This window comes from Chromobacterium sp. Beijing, assembly GCF_021496765.1.
Taxonomy (GTDB): domain Bacteria; phylum Pseudomonadota; class Gammaproteobacteria; order Burkholderiales; family Chromobacteriaceae; genus Chromobacterium.
In genome coordinates, this window is sequence record NZ_CP053750.1 from 5227773 (window position 1) to 5249260 (window position 21488).

The following is a 21488-nucleotide window of genomic DNA, read 5'->3' on the forward strand; positions in this document are numbered from 1 at the left end:
AGCATGGAGTTCTTGCAAGGTATTCTTGGCACTGACGCGGGGCTCGTGGTTTGGACCCTGTTGAAGATCATCGCCATCGTATTGCCGATGCTGCTGTGCGTCGCCTACCTGACCTATGCCGAGCGCAAGGTCATCGGCTTCATGCAGATCCGCATCGGCCCCAACCGGGTAGGCCCGCTGGGCCTGCTGCAGCCGATCGCCGACGCGGTCAAGCTGCTGATGAAGGAAATCATCCTGCCCACCAACTCCAGCAAGGGCCTGTTCCTGCTGGCCCCGGTGCTCTCCATCGCTCCGGCGCTGGCGGCCTGGGCGGTGATTCCCTTCACCGACAAGCTGGTGCTGGCCAACGTCAACGCCTCGCTGCTCTACATCCTGGCGCTGACCTCGATGGGCGTGTACGGCGTGATCATCGCCGGCTGGGCGGGCAACTCCAAGTACTCCTTCCTCGGCGCCATGCGTTCCGCCGCCCAGATCGTGTCCTACGAACTGGCGATGGGCTTCGCGCTGATCGGCGTGCTGATGGTGTCCAGCAGCCTGAACCTGGTGGAGATCGTCCAGCAGCAAGGGCAGGGCATGGCCGGCGGTTCCGTGTTGTCGTGGAACTGGCTGCCGCTGTTCCCGCTGTTCGTGGTCTACCTGATTTCCGGCGTGGCCGAAACCAACCGCGCGCCGTTCGACGTGGCCGAGGGCGAATCCGAGATCGTCGCCGGTTTCCACGTCGAGTACTCGGGCATGGCCTTCGCCATCTTCTTCCTGGCCGAATACGCCAACATGATCCTGGTCGCCGCGCTGACCGCGCTGCTGTTCCTCGGCGGCTGGCTGTCGCCGTTCCCTGCGTCCTGGGGCATTCTGGGCGCGGGCGGCTTCTTCTGGCTGGCGCTTAAAGTGGCCATGGTGCTGTTCTGCTTCCTGTGGTTCCGCGCCACCTTCCCGCGTTATCGCTACGACCAGATCATGCGTCTGGGCTGGAAGGTGTTCATCCCGGTGACCCTGGTGTGGATCCTGGTGGTGGGCGTCTGGATGATGACCCCGCTGTCCTTGTGGCACTGAGACGGGGATAGGTGAAAAGATGAATTCGATCCGAAACTTTTTCAAGACCTTCCTGCTGGTGGAGCTGGTCAAGGGCCTGATGGTCACTGGCCGCTACTTCTTCGCCCGCAAGATCACGGTCCAGTTCCCTGAAGAGAAGACGCCGATTTCGCCGCGCTTCCGCGGTCTGCACGCGCAGCGCCGCTACGCCAACGGCGAAGAGCGCTGCATCGCCTGCAAACTGTGCGAGGCGGTGTGCCCGGCGATGGCGATCAGCATCGAGTCCGAGCAGCGCGACGACGGCACCCGCCGCACCACGCGCTACGACATCGATCTGACCAAGTGCATCTTCTGCGGCTTCTGCGAGGAAGCCTGTCCGGTGGACGCCATCGTGGAAACCCACATCTTCGAATACCACGGCGAAAAACGTGGCGACTTGTACTACACCAAGCCGATGTTGCTGGCGATCGGCGACAAGTACGAGGCCGAGATCGCCGCCAACAAGGCGGCCGACGCCAAGTATCGCTAAGGGGGGTCATGAACTTCACACTGTTTGTCTTCTATGTTCTGTCCGCCATCCTGGTGTTCGCGGGCATCCGCGTGGTGACGGCCAAGAACCCGATTCACGCGGCCTTGTTCCTGGTGCTGGCCTTCTTCAACAGCGCCGGCCTGTGGCTGCTGATGGAAGCCGAGTTCCTGGCCATCACCCTGGTGGTGGTGTATGTGGGCGCGGTGATGGTGCTGTTCCTGTTCGTGGTGATGATGCTGGACATCAACATCGAGAAACTGCGCGAGGGCTTCTGGAGGAATCTTCCGGTCGCCGCCGCCGTCGGCATCATCATGGTGTTTGAAATGGCGATGATTCTGGCCAGCCCCAGCGCGCGGCTGGACGCCTACCAGGCGGCCGCGCCGCTGGCGGCGGACTTCAGCAACGTCAAAGTGCTGGGTCGCCAGCTGTACACCACCTATCTGCTGCCTTTCGAAGTGGCGGCGGTGGTGCTGCTGCTGGCCATGGTGGCCGCCATCGGTCTGACCATGCGCAGCCGCAAGGACACCAAAGCTATCGATCCGGCGCTGCAGGTCAAGGTCAAGCGCAACGACCGCGTGCGTCTGGTGAAGATGCAGGCCGAACAGCCTGCTGAAGAATCCACGGTGGAGGAGGCCTCCGAGGCCGAATCCGGTAAGCAACAGGCCTGACGGCCAATCAACATAAGGGAGGAAATGTGCTGACACTGACTCACTTCCTGGTGCTGGCCGCAATCCTGTTTGCCATCGGCGTGCTGGGCGTTTTCCTGAACCGGAAAAATCTGATCGTGCTGCTGATGGCCATCGAGCTGATGCTGCTCGCGGTGAACTTCAATTTCATCGCGTTCTCGCATTACCTGTCGGATACGGCGGGCCAGATCTTCGTATTCTTCATCCTGACGGTGGCCGCGGCCGAAGCCGCGATCGGTCTCGCCATCCTGGTGGTGCTGTTCCGCAATCTGCGCACCATCAACGTTGAAGACTTGGGCAGCCTCAAAGGCTAAGGCAAACCGGAACCTACACAAAGCACACAAGCATGGATATGAAGAGCTTATACCTGCTGATTGCACTCGCCCCGCTGGCGGGTTCCATCATTGCAGGCCTATTTGGATGGGCCATCGGCCGGCGCGCTTCGCACGTCGTGACGATAGCCGGCGTGGCGCTGTCCGCCGCGCTGTCGCTCAAGGTGCTTCACGCCTTCCTGACCGGGCAGGCTGAAGTGTTCAACGGTCCGGTTTACACCTGGCTGACGGTGGGAGGCTACGAGTTCTCCGTAGGCTTCCTGGTGGATTCGCTGACCGCGATGATGCTGGTGGTGGTGACCAGCGTGTCGCTGATGGTGCACATTTACACCATCGGCTACATGCAGGAAGACCCGGGCTATCAGCGTTTCTTCAGCTATATCTCGCTGTTTACCTTCTCGATGCTGATGCTGGTGATGAGCAACAACTTCATCCAGCTGTTCTTCGGTTGGGAAGCGGTGGGCCTGGTGTCCTATCTGCTGATCGGCTTCTGGTTCAAGCGTCCGACCGCGATCTACGCCAACCTGAAGGCTTTCCTGGTCAACCGCGTCGGCGACTTCGGCTTTCTGCTGGGCATCGGCCTGGTGCTGGCCTACTTCGGCGGTTCGCTGAACTACAGCGATGTGTTCGCCGCCGCTCCGGCGCTGGCTAACAAGACCATCAGCCTGATTCCGGGCACCGAATGGTCGCTGCTGAGCGTGACCTGCATCCTGCTGTTCATCGGCGCGATGGGCAAATCGGCGCAGTTCCCGCTGCACGTCTGGCTGCCGGACTCGATGGAAGGCCCGACGCCGATCTCGGCGCTGATCCACGCGGCCACGATGGTGACCGCCGGCATCTTCATGGTGTCGCGTATGAGCCCGCTGTTCGAACTGTCCGACACCGCGCTGAACGTGATCATGGTCGCCGGTTCCATCACCGCGCTGTTCATGGGCTTCCTCGGCGTGGTCCAGAACGACATCAAGCGCGTGGTGGCTTACTCCACGCTGTCGCAGCTGGGCTATATGACCGTGGCGCTGGGCGCCTCGGCCTACTCGGTGGCGATGTTCCATGTGATGACCCACGCCTTCTTCAAGGCGCTGCTGTTCCTGGCGGCGGGCTCGGTGATCATCGGCATGCATCACGATCAGGACATGCGCAATATGGGCGGCCTGCGCAAGTACATGCCCATCACCTGGCTGACTTCGCTCTTGGGTTCGCTGGCCTTGATCGGCACGCCGTTCTTCTCCGGCTTCTACTCCAAGGACTCCATCATCGAGGCGGTGCACGCGTCCAATCTGTCCGCGGCCGGTTTCGCCTACTTCGCTGTGATCGCCGGCGTGTTCGTCACCGCCTTCTACTCCTTCCGCATGTACTTCCTGGTCTTCCACGGCAAGGAACGCTGGATGGAGAAGAAGGACGATCATCACGATCACGGCCATGACGATCACGACCATCACCATGGTCTGGGTCCGAACGACAAGCCGCACGAGTCCCCGTGGGTGGTGACCCTGCCGCTGGTGCTGCTGGCGATTCCGTCGGTGCTGGTCGGTTACTTCGCGATCGAGCCGCTGCTGTACGGCGACTTCTTCAAGGGCGTGATCGCCGTCAACCACGAACTGCATCCGGCGATGGAAGAGATCGCCCGCGAGTTCCACGGCGCCGCCGCCATGGGCGTGCATTCCTTGAGCACGCTGCCGCTGTGGCTGGCCTTGGCCGGCGTGGCCACCGCCTGGTTCTTCTACATGAAGGCGCCGCAGATTCCGGCCGCCATCAAGCAGAAGTTCAGCCTGGTGAACAAGATCCTGGAGAACAAGTACTACCTGGACGAGATCTATTTCGCCGTGTTCGCCAAGGGCTCGCGCGCTCTGGGCACCTTCTTCTGGAAGGTGGGCGACATGTTGCTGATCGACGGTCTGTTGGTGAACGGCACCGCCAAGCTGGTGGCGACTTTCTCCGGCTTCATCCGCCGCGCTCAGACCGGTTTCATCTACAGCTACGCCACCGCGATGATCATCGGGGTGCTGGCGCTGATGACGATGTGGTTCTGGCAACTGATCTGGCGTTGAGCCCGGGCTCCGGGATTGGAATAACAACTTGGGTTTGACTATGTTCACAAATCTATTGTCTCTGGTGATCTGGACCCCTATCGCGGCCGGGTTGCTGGTGCTGGCTACGGGGGGCGATCAGCGCGCGTCGCTGGCGCGCTGGCTGGCCGCGGCGGGAGCCCTGGCGGGCTTCCTGCTGTCGCTGCCGCTGTTCACCGAGTTCAACAACCTCAGCGGCGGCATGCAGTTCGTCGAGATGAAGCCGTGGATCGAATCCCTCGGCATCAACTATCACCTGGGCGTGGACGGCATCTCGATGCTGTTCGTGGTGCTCAACAGCTTCACCACCTTGCTGGTGGTGGTGGCCGGCTGGCAGGTGATCCAGAAGCGCGTGTCGCAGTACATGGCCGCCTTCCTGATCATGTCCGGCCTGATCAACGGCGCCTTCGCCGCGCTGGACGCCATCCTGTTCTATGTCTTCTTCGAAGGCATGCTGATTCCGATGTATCTGATAATCGGCGTCTGGGGCGGCCCGCGTCGCGTGTACGCGTCGATCAAGTTCTTCCTCTACACCTTGCTCGGCTCGCTGCTGATGCTGGTGGCCTTGATCTACCTGTACTTCCAGGCCGGCAAGTCCTTCGACATCCAGGCTTTCCACGACATCGCCAAGATCCCGCTGACGGTGCAGATTCTGCTGTTCGTCGCCTTCTTCCTGTCCTTCGCGGTGAAGGTGCCGATGTGGCCGGTGCACACCTGGCTGCCGGACGCCCACGTGGAAGCGCCGACCGGCGGCTCCATGGTGCTGGCCGCGATCACGCTGAAGATCGGCGCTTACGGCTTCCTGCGGTTCGTGCTGCCCATCCTGCCGGACGCCGCGCGCGAGCTGTCCGGCGTGATGGTGGCGCTGTCGCTGGTGGCGGTGGTCTACATCGGCCTGGTGGCGCTGGTGCAGTCCGACATGAAAAAGCTGGTGGCTTATTCCTCCATCTCGCACATGGGCTTCGTCACCCTGGGCCTGTTCCTGTTCACCGGTTCCGAACTGAACCAGTGGGCGGTTGAAGGCGCGCTGGTGCAAATGGTGTCCCACGGCTTCGTCTCCGCCGCGATGTTCTTCTGCATCGGCGTGATGTACGACCGCGTGCACAGCCGCAACATCGCCGACTACGGCGGCGTGGCCAACAAGATGCCCATCTTCGCCGCCTTCATGATGCTGTTCGCGATGGCCAACTCCGGCCTGCCGGCCACCTCCGGCTTCGTCGGCGAGTTCATGGTGATCATGGGCGCGGTGCAGGTGAACTTCTGGTACGCGGTATTGGCCGCCACCACGCTGATCTTCGGCGCCGCCTACACCTTGTGGATGTACAAGCGCGTGATCTTCGGCGAGGTGGGCAACAGCCATGTGGCCGAGCTGTCCGACGTCAACAAGCGCGAGTTCCTGGTGCTGGCCATCCTGGCCATCGCGGTGCTGGGCATGGGCCTGTATCCGCAAGCCTTCGTCGAGAAAATGCACCTGTCGGTCAATGACCTGATCCTGCATGTCTCGCAGAGCAAGCTGTAAGCGCGGAAGGAATGGAAACAATGAATTGGGCTGATCTCAACCTGATACCGGCAATTCCCGAGATGTTCCTCGCCGGCGCGATTCTGTTCGTGCTGATGGCGGACCTATTCGTTTCGGACGAAAAGCGCGGCATCACCCTGGGCCTGACCCTGCTGAGCCTGTTGGGCGCGGCAGTGGCGCAGGTGATGACTTTCACCGCGCAGCCGGTGCTCACCTTCTCCGGCATGTTCGTCGCCGATCCGATGGGCGGCGTGGTCAAGCTGGCCATGTACGCGGTCACCGCCATCGTGCTGATCTATAGCCGGCAGTACACCGCCGACCGTCAGCTGTTCAAGGGCGAGTACTTCTCGCTGGCCCTGTTCGCGCTCTTGGGCATGAACCTGATGGTGTCGGCCTCGCACTTCCTGACCCTGTACATGGGCCTGGAATTGCTGTCGCTGGCCTTGTACTCGCTGATCGCGCTGCAGCGCGATTCCGTGCAGGCCACCGAGGCGGCGATGAAGTACTTCGTGCTGGGCGCGCTGGCCTCCGGCCTGCTGCTCTACGGCATCTCCATGGTTTACGGCGCCACCGGCTCGCTGGAACTGGCGACGGTCGCCAAGTCCATCGCCGCGCACAAGGCCAACGACGTGTTGCTGGTCTTCGGCCTGGTCTTCATCGTGGCCGGCCTGTCCTTCAAGCTGGGCGCGGTGCCGTTCCATATGTGGGTGCCGGACGTTTACCACGGCGCGCCGACTTCGGTGACGCTGATGGTGGGCGCGGCACCCAAGCTGGCGGCCTTCGTGTTCACGCTGCGCATCCTGGCCCAGGGCCTGGACGCGCTGGTGGCGGACTGGCAGCAGATGCTGGTGATCGTGGCCGCGCTGTCCATGGCCATCGGCAACATCACCGCCATCGTGCAGACCAACATCAAACGGATGCTGGCCTATTCGACGATCTCGCACATGGGCTTCCTGCTCCTGGGCGTACTGGCCGGCACCAAGGTCGGCTACTCGGCGGCGCTGTTCTACGCGCTGAGCTATGTGCTGATGTCGCTGGTCAGCTTCGGCATGCTGCTGGCGCTGTCCCGCGCCGGTTTCGAATGCGAGAAGGTCGACGATCTGAAGGGCCTGAACAGCCGCAACAGCTGGTATGCGCTGCTGATGCTGCTGACCATGTTCTCCATGGCGGGCATCCCGCCGTTGGTGGGCTTCTACGCCAAGTTCGCGGTGATCAAGGCCATCGTCGACATCGGCATGATCAAGCTGGCCATCTTCGCGGTGCTGATGTCGGTGATCGGCGCGTTCTACTACCTGCGCGTGGTGAAGGCGATGTACTTCGACGACGCCGAAGACCGCAGCGACATCGTGGTGCGCGGCGATATGAAACTGGTGCTGTCGCTGAACGCGCTGGCCTTGCTTTTCATCGGCCTGCTGCCGGAACGCGCGATGGAGCTGTGCCTGCAAGTCGTGCGTCAATCGCTCACCGTGATTTAAGGCCTGTCCACCATGCAATCCAGCGTCATCGTTTTGCTGATCGTCGCCCTGGCGGCGGCGAACCTGCCGTTCCTGACCCAGAAAGTGGGCGGAGTGTGGAAAGTGGCCAACAAGCATTTTGGCTGGCGCTTTCTGGAATTGACGGCGCTGTATCTGCTGGTGGGCGGTTTCGCCTACCTGCTGGAAAGCCGGCTGATGCCGGTGCAGTCGCAGAACTGGCAGTTCTACGTGACCACCTTGTCCTTATTCCTGGTGTTCGCGTTTCCGGGCTACGTCTATCGCTATTTCTGGCGGCGACGGGCCTAGCCGGGCTGGGCGGACGCAATACGCGGCGCGGACGGGATTTCCCGTCCGCGCTGTTTTTTTTGGGGAAGGGCGCGGCGGCGTAGCGAGGCCCGCGCGATGAGACGAAGGGAGAGGACGGGATGTTGAAAGTGATTGCTCAGGACTTCATTCAGCCGGACCGCGTGGCCGAGGTGATGCCGCTGTATCGCGAACTGGTGGAGAAGACGCGGCAAGAGCCGGATTGCATCGGCTATGAGCTGTTCATCGATCAGAAAGACCCCGGCCATTTCGTCTTCATCGAGACCTGGCCGGACAGGGAGGCCCTGGATCGGCATTGCCAAACCGAACATTTCCGGCGGCTGGTGCCGCAGATCGACAGCCGGCAGCGACAGGCGGGCACCTTTTTGCTGATGGACGCCTTCGCCGAGGCCGGCAGCTGATTGAAAAAGGCGCCGCGTTGCGGCGCCTTGCTTAGAACGTGTTTACGATCTCGCGAGCAAGAGCGAGACATGGCGAAAATCGTTGAGAAAGCGGAATGTACAAGCGGTACATGAGCATTTCGAAGCGGGTACTCATCGCACAATGTCTCTACCGACGCGCAGCAGATCGTAAACAGGTTTTTAGTAAAAGCGGGCCTCGCCCTGCGGCCGGCTCTTGAAGCGCTTGTGCAGCCAGAAGTACTGGTCCGGGATTTCACGGACGCGCTGCTCCAGGAAGGCGTTCATGCGGCGGGTGTCGGCCTCCACGTCCTCGCTGGGATAGTCGTCCCACGGCGGGTAGAACTCCAGCTCGAAGCGGTCGCCGACGCGGCGGGCGATGGCCGGCACCACCTTGGCGCGCGCCAGCTTGCTGATGCGGGACAGGCCGGTGATGGTGGCGGCCTTGACGCCGAAGAAGTCGACGAAGACTGAGTCGCGCACGCCGAAGTCCTGGTCCGGCAGATAGAGGAAGGGCGCGTGGTCCTTGCGCATCGCCTTGATGATGGGGCGCAGGCCCTCCTGGCGGGACACGATGTAGGCGTTGTCGTAACGCTGGCGGCCCTGATAGATCTGGCGGTCCAGCGCCTCGTTCTTCTGGTGGGAGTAGACGCTGACCAGCGGGATGTGCTGGTTCAGCGAATACACGCACATTTCAAAGCCGATGAAGTGCGGGTAGAACAGAATCACGTCTTCGCCGCGTTCGCGCAGCTCGGTGACGTAGTGCAGGTTCTTGATCTCGACCAGTTTGTCGATGCGCGCGGCCGAACTCCACCAGACCACGCCGTACTCCAGCACCATGCGTATCATGTGCTGGAAATTGCGGCGGATCAGCCGGCGGCGTTCCGCCACCGGCATCTCGGGAAAGCATAGGCGCAGATTGATCATGCCGACGCGGCGGCGGTCGCGTGCCAGACAGTAGGCGACATTGCCCAGGCCGCGGGCCAGCAGGCCGATCGCCCACATCGGCAGCAGGCGGATGAGCCAAAGCAGGGCAAAAGCGAATTTCATAGATTTCCTTGTTGGGATGCTCGACAAACTGACTGCGCGGCTCGATAGCTGCGTTGCTCCGTGCGCGCTCCCTCGCTGTACTGTTTGTACTATCTCGGTCGCTGTGCGCCAATGTCCAACGGGGGCGCCTTGCTCTCAAGCCGCTCGTGACGGTTTGTCTAGGATCCCTGTTATTGCGCGTCCGGCCGGCTGACGCCGGGCGGACATTTATAGCGGTTATAGCTCCACAGGTATTGGCTGGGGAAGCGGCGGATCAGCGCTTCCACCTGGGCGTTGAGCTGGGCGGCGTCCTGTTCCTTGTCGCCGCTGAAGGCTTGCGCCGGCGGTTCGATGTGGACGCGGAAGCCCTGGCCGCCCGGCAGGCGCTCGCCGACGAAGAACAAGGTCTCCACGCCGCTGATCTGCGCCAGGCGCGGCACCAGGGTCATGGTGTAGGCCGGGCGTTCGAAGAACGGCGCCCACACGCCCTCGCCGTTGCCGGGCACCTGGTCCGGCAGGATGATGGTGGCTTCGCCGGACTTCAGCGCCTTCATCAGCACGCGCACGCCGGCGCCGGTGGCCGGCGCGGTCTTGCCCTTGCCGCGGGCGCGGCCGGCCTGCATCACCGGTTCCAACCAAGCCATCTTGGGAGGGCGGTACATCGCGGTCAGCGGAAACGGCAGCCGCGAGCTGATGTAGCGGCCGGCGATGTCGTAGCTGCCCAGATGCGGGGTGACGAAGACGATGCCGTGGCCCTTGGCCAGCGCCGCCTCGACGTGCTCCCAGCCGGAGCAGGACTGGACCATGGCGGCGATGTCGTCCGGCTCGCGGCACCAGGCGATGGCCAGTTCCAGCGCGCCCTTGCCGGTTTCCGCGGCGCTTTGTTTGACTAAACGCGGTAAAAGCTGATAATTTCCACAGATTTTACTAGAACTTAGGTTCTCCCGGAGCCGTGCTCTGTAGCGGGGGGACGCATGATAAGTCAGTCGTCCAAGAACGGCACCTAGGCCTTGTAGCCAGGATAAAGGCAGGTGCGCCAGGAAAGACAGCAATAAATGGACTAGCTTAGACATATGAAGCTCAGTCTTGGTCTTAAAGCGACCTATTTTATCATCACAAGGTTTTGCATTTTTCGGGAACGAATAATAAATGAGCGAATATCTGTTTACATCTGAGTCGGTGTCGGAAGGACACCCGGACAAAGTCGCCGATCAGATCTCCGACGCCATCCTCGATGCCATCTTGCGCGAGGACAAGCACGCGCGCGTCGCCGCCGAGACCCTGGTGAACACCGGCCTGGTGGTGTTGGCCGGCGAAATCACCACTAGCGCCAATATCGATTACATCAAGATCGCCCGCGAAACCATCAAGCGCATCGGTTACGACGATTCCGCGCTGGGCTTCGATTTCCGCGGTTGCGCGGTGATGGCTTGCTACGACAAGCAGTCGCAGGACATCGCCCAGGGCGTCAACGAAGGCGAAGGCCTGGATCTGAACCAGGGCGCCGGCGACCAGGGCCTGATGTTCGGCTACGCCTGCGACGAAACCCCGACGCTGATGCCGTTCCCGATCTACTACGCGCACCGTCTGGTGCAGCGTCAGGCCGAGTTGCGCAAGGACGGCCGCCTGCCGTGGCTGCGCCCGGACGCCAAGAGCCAGATCACTTGCGTCTACGACGGCGCCACCGGCCTGCCCAAGCGCATCGACACCGTGGTGCTGTCCACCCAGCATACCCCGGAGATCGATCACAAGACGCTGACCGAGGCGGTGATCGAGGACATCATCAAGCCGGTGCTGCCGCCGGATATGATCACGCCGGAAACCAAATTCCTGATCAACCCGACCGGCCGCTTCGTGATTGGCGGCCCGATGGGCGATTGCGGTCTGACCGGCCGCAAGATCATCGTCGACACCTACGGCGGCGCGGCGCCGCACGGCGGCGGCGCTTTCTCCGGCAAGGATCCGTCCAAAGTGGACCGTTCCGCCGCCTACGCCGGCCGCTACGTGGCGAAGAACATCGTCGCCGCCGGCCTGGCGCGCCAGTGCCAGATCCAGGTTTCCTACGCCATCGGCGTGGCCGAGCCGACCTCGATCGCGGTGGACACCTTCGGCACCAACTCGATTCCGAACGAGAAGATCGTCGAGCTGGTGAAAAAGCATTTCGATCTGCGCCCGAAAGGCATCATCCAGATGCTGGACCTGCTGCGCCCGATCTACAGCAAGACCGCCGCTTACGGCCACTTCGGCCGCGAAGAGCCGGAATTCAGCTGGGAGCGCACTGACAAGGTGGAAGCGCTGCGCGCCGACGCCGGTCTGTAAACCGCGCTCGGCTTCGCGCCAAGAAACGCCTGTCCACGGACAGGCGTTTTTTTGTGTCTTGCTAGAGGGCCGCGCTCAGGCGGCAGGCGTTCTTGCCGCCGGCCTTGACCGCGTACAAAGCCCGGTCCGCGGCCTGGTACAGGGCGGCCGGGCTGTCCGCGTGCACGGGGAAGGCGGCCAGACCGCAGGAGAAGGTGGCGCAGAAACTGTCGTCGCCGGCGCCGTGAGGCTGACGGGCGAAGGCTTGCCGCCAGCGCTCGGCGCGTTCCCAGGCCTGGGACGGCGAGCAGCCGGGCATCAGCACCAGAAACTCCTCCCCGCCCAGGCGGCAGAGGATGTCGCCGCCGCGGCCGTCTTCGGCCAGCAGCGCGGACAGGCGGCGCAAGACCTCGTCGCCGAAGTAATGACCGAAGCTGTCGTTGATGCGCTTGAAATCGTCGAGATCGATCAGCGCGATGCTGAGCGGCGCGCCCTCGCTGCGCGCGCGGCTCAGTTCGCGGGCGAAGGTGTCGTCCAGATAGCGGCGGTTGTACAAACCGGTCAGCGGATCGCGCAAGGCCTGCTCGCGCAGCGCCGCCTGCAGCGCTTCGATTTCGGCGATGCGCAGGGCCAAAGTCTGATTGGCGCCGCGCAGCGCCTCCTCGGCCCGGCGCCGCTCGGTGATGTCGCGGGCCACCAGCATGCGGCTGGAGTGAGGCTGAGGCTGCTGGGCGATCGGATACACGCGCAGGTCCAGGATGCGCGCGCCGTCTTGCAAGGACAGCTCCAGGGATTGCTCCCGGCCGCGCAGGATCTGCTCCCGCGGCCAGTCCGCCGGCAAGGGCTGGCCCAGCAATTGACGGCCGGGCCGGCCCAGCAGCCGCGCGGCGGCCGGATTGAGGTCCAGGATGCGCAGCTCGTCGTCCACCACCAGCACCCCGTCGCCCATGGCTTCGAAGGAGCGCGCGCGCGCCACCGGCACCAAGTAGAGCAGGCGCAGGTAGAGCAGGTCCAGCGCGAACACCAGGCCGGTGACGGTGAAGGCGAGCGGCGTCGGATCCAGGCCCTGCAAGGGCATGGCGCCGCTCAGGTAAAGGATGTTGCCCAGCCAGGGCGCGCAGGTGCTGGCCATCAGCACGATGGATTGTCCGCGGAAGTGGGCCGGGTAGTAATGCAGCGCGCGGATCAGCATCAGCGAGCCGATCAGCATCATCAGGTAGGAATAGCCGGCGACGCCGATCCAGAACGCCGGGCCGTGCCCGTAGATCAGCAGATTGTAGCCGGAAGGGCTGGGCCGGTAGCCGGTCCACACCAATTGGTGGCTTTCGTTGCTGAACGCCAGCAGCAGGCAGAGCAAGGGCAGGGCGAACAGCGCCGCCAGCCAGCGCCGGCTCAGCTGGATGCGGTTATAGTCCAGCGCCAGCAGCAGGAAGAGCACCGGGGTGCTCAGCGTGCCCAGGTATTCCAGCTTGGACCAGGCGATCTTGGCGGACAGGCTGGCGGCGGATAGCTCGCACATCGCGCCGGCGGCCCAGAACGCCACCGAACTCATCAGCAGCGCCAGCCAGCGCACCCCGGGAAACTGGCGGCGATACCAGGCGATGGCGGCGATGGCGGTGGAAATCAGCGCGGCGATCCCGGACAGGGCGGCCAGCGGGGTGAAGTCGAAAGTCATGGGGCGAGGATGAATCGGCAAGCGGCTAGTGTATCTTCTTGGCATGCAGACTCCTACCTTTTCCGAGCGGCATAGGTATAATCGAAACGTCGCCGTCCGCGTGTCCACGCCGCCGGCGGCCGGTCGGCCCGAGGGGCGCTGCGAGGATGATCCATCCCCAGGCTCGGGCCGCTCCCGTTTCAACGGCGCTCACCTGATCAAAACCGTGCCGGGCACGGGAGCGGGTGAGCCGCATCCTGGCCGGCTGCGTGAACTAAGGAATGCTCGCGATGGCTGATTTCACCGATTTTCATGTTGCCGATATCAATCTGTCCGCCTGGGGCCGCAAGGAACTGGCGATTGCCGAAACTGAAATGCCGGGCCTGATGGCCTTGCGCGACGAGCACCGGCACAGCCAGCCGCTGCGCGGCGCGCGCATCGCCGGCAGTCTGCACATGACGATCCAGACCGGGGTCTTGATCGAGACCCTGGTGGCGCTGGGCGCGGAAGTGCGCTGGGCCTCTTGCAACATCTTCTCCACCCAGGACCACGCCGCCGCCGCCATCGCCGCGGCCGGCATCCCGGTGTTCGCCTTCAAGGGCGAGAGCCTGGACGAGTACTGGGAGTTCAGTCACAAAATCTTCGAATGGCCGGAGCAGGAGCCCGCCAATATGATTCTGGACGACGGCGGCGACGCCACCTTGCTGCTGATGCTGGGCAGCAAGGCGGAAAGCGATCGCGGCGCGATCAGCCACCCGTCCAACGAGGAAGAGACCGCGCTGTTCGCCGCCATCGCCCGTTATCTGGAAAAAGACCCGCAGTGGTATTCCAAGCGGCTCAAGCACATCAAGGGCGTGACCGAGGAAACCACTACCGGCGTGCACCGACTCTATCAGCTGGAGAAGGAGGGGCGTTTGCCGTTCCCGGCCTTCAACGTCAACGACTCGGTGACCAAGTCCAAGTTCGACAACCTCTACGGCTGCCGCGAATCGCTGGTGGACGGCATCAAGCGCGCCACCGACGTGATGGTGGCCGGCAAGGTGGCGGTGGTGCTGGGCTACGGCGACGTGGGCAAGGGCTGCGCGCAGAGCTTGCGCGGCCTGGGCGCCACGGTGTGGGTGACCGAAGTGGACCCGATCTGCGCGTTGCAGGCGGCGATGGAAGGCTATCGCGTGGTGCGCATGGACGAAGTGGCCGACCAGGCCGACATTTTCGTCACCGCCACCGGCAATGTCGGCGTGATCACCCACGAACATATGAAGAAGATGCGCAACAACGCCATCGTCTGCAATATCGGCCATTTCGATAGCGAGATCGAAGTCGCCAGTCTGCGCCAGTACCAGTGGGACAATATCAAGCCGCAGGTGGACCACATCATTTTCCCTGACGGCAAGCGAGTGATCCTGTTGGCCGAGGGCCGGCTGGTCAACCTGGGTTGCGCCACCGGCCACCCCAGCTTCGTGATGTCCAACTCCTTCACCAATCAGGTGCTGGCTCAGGTGGAAATCTTCGCCAACGGCCTGCAATACGGCAAACAGGTGTATGTCTTGCCCAAGCATCTGGATGAGAAGGTGGCGCGCCTGCACTTGGGCCGCATCGGCGCCAGACTGACCGAGCTGTCCGACGAACAGGCCGCCTACATCAGCGTGCCCAAGCAAGGTCCATATAAGCCGGATCACTATCGTTATTGATTTTTATAACGATAGAAAAACGGACAGGGCTATTAGAATGGTGCTGTCCGTTTTTTCTTGTCCGCTGCTGCGGATCGCGGCCAACCTATAAAAACAAAGGAGTCTCCCGCAGGGAGATGCAGAGAGATCATGACAGCACAGAGCCGAACCTTCAGTTTCGAATTCTTTCCGCCCAAAACGCCGGAAGGCATCGCCAAGCTGCGCACCACGCGCCAGCAGCTGGCCCAGTTCAAGCCGCAGTTCTTTTCCGTCACCTTCGGCGCCGGCGGTACCACCCGCGACGGCACGCTGGCGACGGTGCTGGAAATCCGCAGCGAAGGCCACGCCGCCGCGCCGCACCTGTCCTGCATCGGCTCCACCCGCGAGAATATCGGCGCCATCCTCAAGGAATACCGCAACAACGGCATCCGCCACATCGTCGCGCTGCGCGGCGACATCCCGTCCGGCATGGTGGCGGCCGGCGAATTCCGCTACGCCAACGAGTTGGTCGAATTCATTCGCGCCGAGCACGGCGACCATTTCCACATCGAGGTGGCCGCCTATCCGGAGTTCCATCCGCAGGCGCGCTCGGCCGAGGACGACATCGGCAACTTCGTGCGCAAGGTCCACGCCGGAGCCAATTCGGCGATGACCCAGTACTTTTTCAACGCCGACGCCTATTTCCGCTTCGTCGACGAGGTTCAGGGCCGGGGAGTGAATATTCCCATCGTGCCGGGCATCATGCCGATCTCCAATTTCGGGCAACTGTGTCGTTTTTCCGACATGTGCGGCGCGGAAGTGCCGCGTTGGCTGCGCCAGCGCATGCAGGCCTATTACGACGACAGCGCGTCCATCCGCGCGCTGGGCTTGGACGTGGTGACCGAGTTGTGCGATCGCTTATTGCAGCACGGCGCGCCGGGTCTGCACTTCTACACGCTGAATCAGGCCGGCTTGGTGTCCACCATTTGGCAGCGGCTAGGTTTGTGAATCGGGACGCGTTCCCATGCAAAACGGCCCGGTATTCCGGGCCGTTCTTTTTCAAATCCGTATGCGGCTCGGGGCCGCGCCGCCTTAAAGACCACGCAGCTGGCCGAGCGGTAGCGAGGTGGTCCGCTTGATCTCCTTGAGCACGAAGCTGGACTTCACATCCGCGACACCGGGGTGTTGCAATAGCTCGTCCATCACGAAGCGCGAAAAGTGCTCCATGTCCTCGAAGTACACCTGCAGCAGATAGTCCATCTCGCCGGTCATCGCAAAGCAATTGATGACCTCCTGCCAGCTTTGCACCGATTCGATGAAGCTTTGCAGATGCGCGTTGCCGCGTTTCTCCAGCGTGACCCTGACCCAGGCTTGCAGGCCCAGGCCGATGCGGGCCGGGTCCAGCAGCGCCACGTATTGGCGGATCACGCCGGATTCCTCCAGCTGCTTTAGGCGACGCAGGCAAGGGGATGGAGACAGGGCCACCCGTTCTGCTAATTCCACATTGGTTAAGCGGCCGTCGTGTTGCAGTTCGGCCAGAATACGCAAGTCTGTCTTATCTAATGTAAGACTTGGCATGTTTTCTCCTAAAAGAGGCAAAATATTAGTGTTTTATACTTAGTTATTACTGGTTTCTTGGTATTTAGCAAGAAAATTGCCCCGTAGTTTCCATAGAATAAAAAGCCTAAAAACGCATTCTACACACGGCGCTAAAAAAGCACCGGGGTTTGTCGAGTGAATAAGACGGCGGAGATAAGATTCACATTCTGAGGAGAAGCTTGTCGTTCGTCGCGGCAAGTCAAACCAGCGCGCGGCAAGCGCCTTTCTCCTCATTCAGTCTTTTCCCTTCCGACTTTTCCACGCGAAGCCAAATGCGTTGCACAGGGCTTTTTACAACATGTCATGACAAGACTATCACAAGACATGTCATCAAAAGCTACTGTTACTTGTTTATAAACAAGCTTGTTGCGCGGAATACCAGATCAAGTCGCCGGTTCAGAGCGGCGCCACGCTCCGCTCGCCGCCCAGCGGCCGCACACTCATCTACAACAGGAGAAACAGATGAAAATGGAAACCATACTGCAAAACCCCCTGGCCACCGACGGCTTTGAATTTGTCGAATACACCGCGCCCAGCGCCGAAGGCCTGGCCAAGCTGAAGGCCTTGTTTCTGTCGCTGGGTTTCAGCGAAGTGGCGCGCCACCGCAGCAAGAACGTCAGCCTGTTCCGCCAGGGCGACATCAATTTCATCTTGAACGGCGAGTCGTCGCAGCCGGCCAACGATTTCGGCCACGAGCACGGCCCGTCGGCTTGTGCGATGGCGTGGCGCGTCAAGGACGCGGCCAAGGCCTATGAATACGCGCTGGCCCACGGCGCCAAGAAATACGAGCGCCCGATCGGCTTCATGGAGCTGAATATTCCGGCGGTCGAGGGGATTGGCGGCTCGGCGCTGTATTTCGTCGATCGCTACGGTCCGGAACACAGCATCTACGACGTGGACTTCCAGCCGCTGGACGGCGTAGACCAGCATCCGCAAGGCGTGGGCCTGTATGAGATCGATCACCTGACCCACAATGTGTTCCGCGGCAATATGGCCAAGTGGGCGGGTTTCTACACCGATATCGCCAACTTCCGCGAAATTCGTTACTTCGACATCGAGGGCAAGCTCACCGGCCTGGTGTCCCAGGCGATGACCAGCCCCTGCGGCAAAATCCGCATCCCGATCAACGAATCCTCCGACGACAAGAGCCAGATCGAGGAATTCCTGCGCGAATACCACGGCGAGGGCATTCAGCACATCGCGCTGACCACCCGCGACATCTACCGCACCGTGGAAACGCTGAAAGCCGCCGGCACCCGCTTCCTCGACACCCCGGACACCTATTATGAAAAAGTGGACGAGCGGGTGCCGGGCCACGGCGAAGACCTGGCGCGCCTGCACAAAAACCACATCCTGGTGGACGGCGCGCCGGTGGACGGCGCCGGCATCCTGCTGCAGATCTTCACCGAGACCGTGATCGGGCCGATCTTCTTCGAGATCATCCAGCGCAAGGGCAACGAGGGCTTTGGCGAGGGCAACTTCCGCGCCCTGTTCGAGTCGATCGAAGAGGACCAGATCCGCCGCGGCGTCATCTAAAGCCCGCAGTTCATCGATGCCATCCCGCCGCCCAGGCGGCGGGATTGAAGGACACACCATGCGTAAATGGATTCAGTACCCCCACCGCGAAGGCACCGTCTCGCGCCAGGCCCACGCCGATTTCCCGGACACGGCCATCTATGAGCGCGAAGTGGGCCGCAGCGGTTTTTTCGGTCCCGCCACTCATTTGCACCACAAGCATCCGCCCACCGGCTGGAGCGCCTGGGAAGGCCCGTTGCGCCCGCGCGCCTTTGATCTGAACGAACTGCCCAAGAGCGTCGCCGCGCCCTGGGCCGCGCCGCTGGTGCTGCACAACGCGCAATGCAAGCTGCGCATCTGGAGCGTGGAGCAGGCGATGACCCAGCTGTTCCGCAACGGCGACGGCGACGACATGCTGTTCATCCACGCCGGCAGCGGCGAGCTGTTCTGCGATTACGGCCACCTGAGCTACCGCGACGGCGACTACATCCTGATGCCGCGCTCCACCAGCTGGCGCATCGAACCGGCCGCGCCCACCACCATGTTGCTGATCGAAGCCAGCAACGGCGCTTACCAGTTGCCGGACAAGGGCCTGGTGGGACCGCACGCCATCTTCGACGAGGCGATGCTGGACGTGCCGTCCATCGACGACGCCTTCCGCGCGCAGCAGACCGAGGACGAGTGGCAAGTGGTGATCAAGCGCCGCGGCGCGCTGTCCACCGTGACTTACCCGTTCAATCCGCTGGACGCGATAGGCTGGCACGGCAATCATTCCGTCGCCCGCATCAACTGGCGCGACATCCGGCCGCTGATGAGCCATCGCTACCATCTGCCGCCATCGGCGCACACCACCTTTGTCGCCGACGGCTTTGTGATCTGCACCTTCGTGCCGCGGCCGATCGAATCCGATCCCGGCGCTTTGAAGGTCCCGTTCTATCACAACAACGACGATTACGACGAAGTGATCTTCTATCACGCCGGCGACTTCTTCAGCCGCGACAATATCAAGCCGGGCATGCTGACCTTCCACCCGGCGGGCTTCACTCACGGGCCGCATCCCAAGGCCTTCGCCAAGGCGATGACGGAGCCCAAGACCTTCACCGACGAAGTGGCGGTGATGATAGACACGCGGGACGCCTTGGAGCAGGGGCCGCAGATGCCGGCGGTGGAGTGGACCCAGTATGTGGACAGCTGGAAACCCAAGCCCTGATTGTTTGAGTTCATTTCTACTGCGCAGGCTGATCTCGAAACTGTGATGCTCGCGGTACCATTTGTACCGCTGCGCTTCTCGTTTCGACCTCAGCCCGCTCGCGACGAAATGCTCCTCAAACGAAGCTTTCATGTCATACCCGTATCACTGGAATTTCAGCTGCCCAGCTGCAGAAAGAATAGAAGATGAAACTCGCCACATATCAGAATCAAACCCGCGACGGCCAGTTGTTGGTCGTCAGCCGCGACCTGTCCCGCGCGGTGGCGGTGCCGCAGATCGCCGCCAGTCTGCAACAGGCGCTGGACGGCTGGGACGCGCTGGCGCCGCGGCTGCAGGAAGTCTACGCCGCGCTGAACGCGGGCGAGGTGCCGGGCGCTTTCCCGTTCGAGCCGCAGCGCTGCCACAGTCCGCTGCCGCGCGCCTATCAATGGGCGGACGGCAGCGCCTATCTGAACCATGTCGAGCTGGTGCGCAAGGCGCGCGGCGCCGAGGTGCCGGCCAGCTTTTACCATGACCCGCTGATGTACCAGGGCGGCTCCGACGCCTTCCTGCCGCCGCTGGCGCCCATCCCGCTGCGCGACGAGGCCTGGGGCCTGGACTTCGAGGGCGAGGTGGCGGTGATCACCGGCGACGTGCCGCTGGGCGCGGACGCCGACGCCTGCGCGGGCCAGATCCGCCTGCTGATGCTGGTCAACGACGTCAGCCTGCGCAACCTGATCCCCAACGAGCTGGCCAAGGGCTTCGGCTTCTTCCAGAGCAAGCCGGCCACGGCTTTCTCGCCGGTGGCGGTGAGCCCGGACGAACTGGGCGCCGCCTGGCGCGACGGCAAGGCGCATCTGCCGCTGCTGGTGGAATACAACGGCGCGCCTTACGGCCATCCCAACGCCGGCGTGGAAATGCAGTTCAGCTTCCCGCAACTGGTGGCGCACGTGGCCAAGACCCGCGAGCTGGCCGCCGGCTCCATCATCGGCTCCGGCACCGTGTCCAATCACGACCGCAGCGTAGGCTCCTGCTGCCTGGCGGAACAGCGGATGATAGAAACCATAGAGAACGGCGCGCCGACGACTCCGTTCATGAAAGTGGGCGACCGCGTGCGCATCGAGATGAAGGACGCCGCCGGCGCCAGCGTCTTCGGCGCCATCGAGCAGACGGTGGTGAAACATGGTTGAGCGCGTGCTCTACGGTTATTTCCGTTCCAGCGCCGCTTACCGGGTGCGCATCGCGCTGAATCTTAAGGGGCTGGATTACCGCTATCAAGCGGTCAATCTGCTCAAGGGCGAGCAGCGCAGCCCCGAGTATCTGGCCATCAATCCGCAGGGGCTGGTGCCGTTGCTGGACGATGGCGGGGTCAAGATCGCGCAGTCCCTGGCCATTTGCGAATACCTGGACGAGGCCTATCCGGATGCGCCGCGGCTGTTGCCGTCCGCTCCGGCGGCTCGGGCGCGGGTCCGCGCGCTGGCCCTGGCCATCGCCGCCGACATCCATCCCTTGCAGAACACTCGAGTCGGCAAGTATCTGCAGACCGAGTACGGCAAAGACGAAGAGGGCAAGGCGGCGTGGATACGGCACTGGATTCGCACCGGCTTCGACGCGCTGGAGCAAGCGCTGGCGGAATCGCCCAGCCGTTACGCGGCGGGCGAGCAGCCGACGCTGGCCGATGTCTGCCTATTGCCGCAGGTGTTCAGCGCCCGGCGTTTCGGCTTGGACCTGAGCGCGTATCCGCACATCGTCCGCGTTGCGGACGTGCTGGAGCAACTGCCGGCTTTCGCCGACGCGCATCCATCCCGTCAGCCGGACGCGATCTAAGTCTTTGATCCGGCGGGCCGGTCGTTTCAGACGGCCCGCCCGCCTGCTTTTCCCGCGCCGCCGCGGTTCGTTTTTTTGCAATTATTCCTTGACTCTGAATTCGTCCTCTGATTAAATGCGTGGCTCTGACGGCGCGACAGCGCAGCAGTGATGGCCAGTTAGCTCAGTTGGTAGAGCAGCGGATTGAAAATCCGCGTGTCCGTGGTTCGATTCCGCGACTGGCCACCATCACCGCCTTAGCTTCAGCACCCGTCGGCCAGTTAGCTCAGTTGGTAGAGCAGCGGATTGAAAATCCGCGTGTCCGTGGTTCGATTCCGCGACTGGCCACCAGATACCTGAAAAGCCGAACTCATCGAGTTCGGCTTTTTGC

General features: G+C 62.5%; 20 protein-coding genes, 2 tRNA genes and 1 riboswitch. Of the genes, 18 read left to right on the forward strand and 4 right to left on the reverse strand.

What is annotated here, in order from left to right; genetic code table 11:
* Nucleotides 1-3: 3 nt before the first annotated feature.
* From nuoH to HQN78_RS24570, 9 genes are all read left to right on the forward strand, one after another.
* Entirely contained in the window at nt 4-1050 is a 1047-nt protein-coding gene (gene nuoH, locus HQN78_RS24530) for an NADH-quinone oxidoreductase subunit NuoH (RefSeq protein ID WP_048413406.1), read from the forward strand.
* Nucleotides 1051-1069: 19 nt separating this feature from the next.
* A complete protein-coding gene (gene nuoI, locus HQN78_RS24535; protein ID WP_019102197.1) occupies nt 1070-1558 on the forward strand; it encodes an NADH-quinone oxidoreductase subunit NuoI in 489 nt (162 codons plus the stop codon).
* An 8-nt stretch (nt 1559-1566) separates the two neighbouring features.
* On the forward strand, nt 1567-2226 hold the full coding sequence (locus tag HQN78_RS24540) for an NADH-quinone oxidoreductase subunit J (RefSeq protein ID WP_107800399.1): 660 nt from the start codon (nt 1567-1569) through the stop codon (nt 2224-2226).
* A 26-nt stretch (nt 2227-2252) separates the two neighbouring features.
* Entirely contained in the window at nt 2253-2558 is a 306-nt protein-coding gene (nuoK, locus tag HQN78_RS24545; RefSeq protein WP_019102195.1) for an NADH-quinone oxidoreductase subunit NuoK, read from the forward strand.
* Between the two features lie 32 nt (nt 2559-2590).
* Nucleotides 2591-4624, forward strand: coding sequence for an NADH-quinone oxidoreductase subunit L (gene nuoL, locus HQN78_RS24550; RefSeq protein WP_107800398.1), 2034 nt, complete (start codon nt 2591-2593; stop codon nt 4622-4624).
* 40 nt (nt 4625-4664) lie between these two features.
* Nucleotides 4665-6161 (forward strand): NADH-quinone oxidoreductase subunit M, encoded by a 1497-nt coding sequence (locus tag HQN78_RS24555; protein WP_107800397.1) that lies wholly within the window; start codon nt 4665-4667, stop codon nt 6159-6161.
* 20 nt (nt 6162-6181) lie between these two features.
* On the forward strand, nt 6182-7636 hold the full coding sequence (gene nuoN, locus HQN78_RS24560; protein ID WP_235087002.1) for an NADH-quinone oxidoreductase subunit NuoN: 1455 nt from the start codon (nt 6182-6184) through the stop codon (nt 7634-7636).
* Nucleotides 7637-7648: 12 nt separating this feature from the next.
* Nucleotides 7649-7942, forward strand: a complete 294-nt coding sequence (locus HQN78_RS24565; protein WP_107800396.1) for a DUF2818 family protein — start codon at nt 7649-7651, stop codon at nt 7940-7942.
* Between the two features lie 119 nt (nt 7943-8061).
* On the forward strand, nt 8062-8361 hold the full coding sequence (locus HQN78_RS24570; RefSeq protein WP_227104747.1) for a putative quinol monooxygenase: 300 nt from the start codon (nt 8062-8064) through the stop codon (nt 8359-8361).
* A gap of 180 nt (nt 8362-8541) precedes the next feature.
* Here the strand turns inward: HQN78_RS24570 and HQN78_RS24575 are convergent, their stop codons facing one another.
* Nucleotides 8542-9408 (reverse strand): lipid A biosynthesis lauroyl acyltransferase, encoded by an 867-nt coding sequence (locus HQN78_RS24575; RefSeq protein WP_107800394.1) that lies wholly within the window; start codon nt 9406-9408, stop codon nt 8542-8544.
* 170 nt (nt 9409-9578) lie between these two features.
* Nucleotides 9579-10460, reverse strand: a complete 882-nt coding sequence (locus tag HQN78_RS24580) for a lysophospholipid acyltransferase family protein (RefSeq protein WP_107800393.1) — start codon at nt 10458-10460, stop codon at nt 9579-9581.
* Between the two features lie 76 nt (nt 10461-10536).
* Between HQN78_RS24580 and metK the strand changes: the two genes are divergently transcribed.
* Nucleotides 10537-11706 (forward strand): methionine adenosyltransferase, encoded by a 1170-nt coding sequence (gene metK / locus HQN78_RS24585; RefSeq protein WP_107800392.1) that lies wholly within the window; start codon nt 10537-10539, stop codon nt 11704-11706.
* A 61-nt stretch (nt 11707-11767) separates the two neighbouring features.
* On the opposite strand, the gene HQN78_RS24590 is transcribed toward metK, so the two are convergent.
* A complete protein-coding gene (locus tag HQN78_RS24590) occupies nt 11768-13405 on the reverse strand; it encodes a histidine kinase N-terminal 7TM domain-containing protein (protein ID WP_235087005.1) in 1638 nt (545 codons plus the stop codon).
* A 79-nt stretch (nt 13406-13484) separates the two neighbouring features.
* A riboswitch (S-adenosyl-L-homocysteine riboswitch) is annotated at nt 13485-13558 on the forward strand.
* A gap of 62 nt (nt 13559-13620) precedes the next feature.
* Between HQN78_RS24590 and ahcY the strand changes: the two genes are divergently transcribed.
* Nucleotides 13621-15030, forward strand: a complete 1410-nt coding sequence (ahcY, locus tag HQN78_RS24595) for an adenosylhomocysteinase (RefSeq protein WP_199225919.1) — start codon at nt 13621-13623, stop codon at nt 15028-15030.
* A gap of 129 nt (nt 15031-15159) precedes the next feature.
* On the forward strand, nt 15160-15996 hold the full coding sequence (gene metF, locus HQN78_RS24600; RefSeq protein ID WP_107800389.1) for a methylenetetrahydrofolate reductase [NAD(P)H]: 837 nt from the start codon (nt 15160-15162) through the stop codon (nt 15994-15996).
* A gap of 84 nt (nt 15997-16080) precedes the next feature.
* Here the strand turns inward: metF and HQN78_RS24605 are convergent, their stop codons facing one another.
* Entirely contained in the window at nt 16081-16566 is a 486-nt protein-coding gene (locus HQN78_RS24605) for an Lrp/AsnC family transcriptional regulator (protein ID WP_107800388.1), read from the reverse strand.
* A gap of 483 nt (nt 16567-17049) precedes the next feature.
* On the opposite strand from HQN78_RS24605, the gene hppD reads away from it, so the two are divergent.
* From hppD to HQN78_RS24635, 6 genes are all read left to right on the forward strand, one after another.
* Nucleotides 17050-18123: a 4-hydroxyphenylpyruvate dioxygenase gene (hppD, locus tag HQN78_RS24610; RefSeq protein WP_107800387.1), complete on the forward strand. Its 1074-nt coding sequence runs from the start codon at nt 17050-17052 to the stop codon at nt 18121-18123.
* A gap of 58 nt (nt 18124-18181) precedes the next feature.
* The gene (locus tag HQN78_RS24615; RefSeq protein WP_107800386.1) at nt 18182-19312 is read left to right on the forward strand and encodes a homogentisate 1,2-dioxygenase; all 1131 of its coding nucleotides are present in this window, start codon (nt 18182-18184) and stop codon (nt 19310-19312) included.
* Nucleotides 19313-19497: 185 nt separating this feature from the next.
* Nucleotides 19498-20481, forward strand: a complete 984-nt coding sequence (locus tag HQN78_RS24620; protein ID WP_227104739.1) for a fumarylacetoacetate hydrolase family protein — start codon at nt 19498-19500, stop codon at nt 20479-20481.
* Nucleotides 20474-21118 (forward strand): maleylacetoacetate isomerase, encoded by a 645-nt coding sequence (gene maiA / locus HQN78_RS24625; RefSeq protein WP_235087008.1) that lies wholly within the window; start codon nt 20474-20476, stop codon nt 21116-21118. The genes HQN78_RS24620 and maiA overlap by 8 nt, the downstream gene beginning before the upstream one ends.
* A 152-nt stretch (nt 21119-21270) precedes the next feature.
* Nucleotides 21271-21346: transfer RNA gene (locus HQN78_RS24630), tRNA-Phe, on the forward strand.
* Nucleotides 21347-21372: 26 nt separating this feature from the next.
* Nucleotides 21373-21448, forward strand: a tRNA-Phe gene (locus HQN78_RS24635).
* Nucleotides 21449-21488 lie beyond the last annotated feature (40 nt).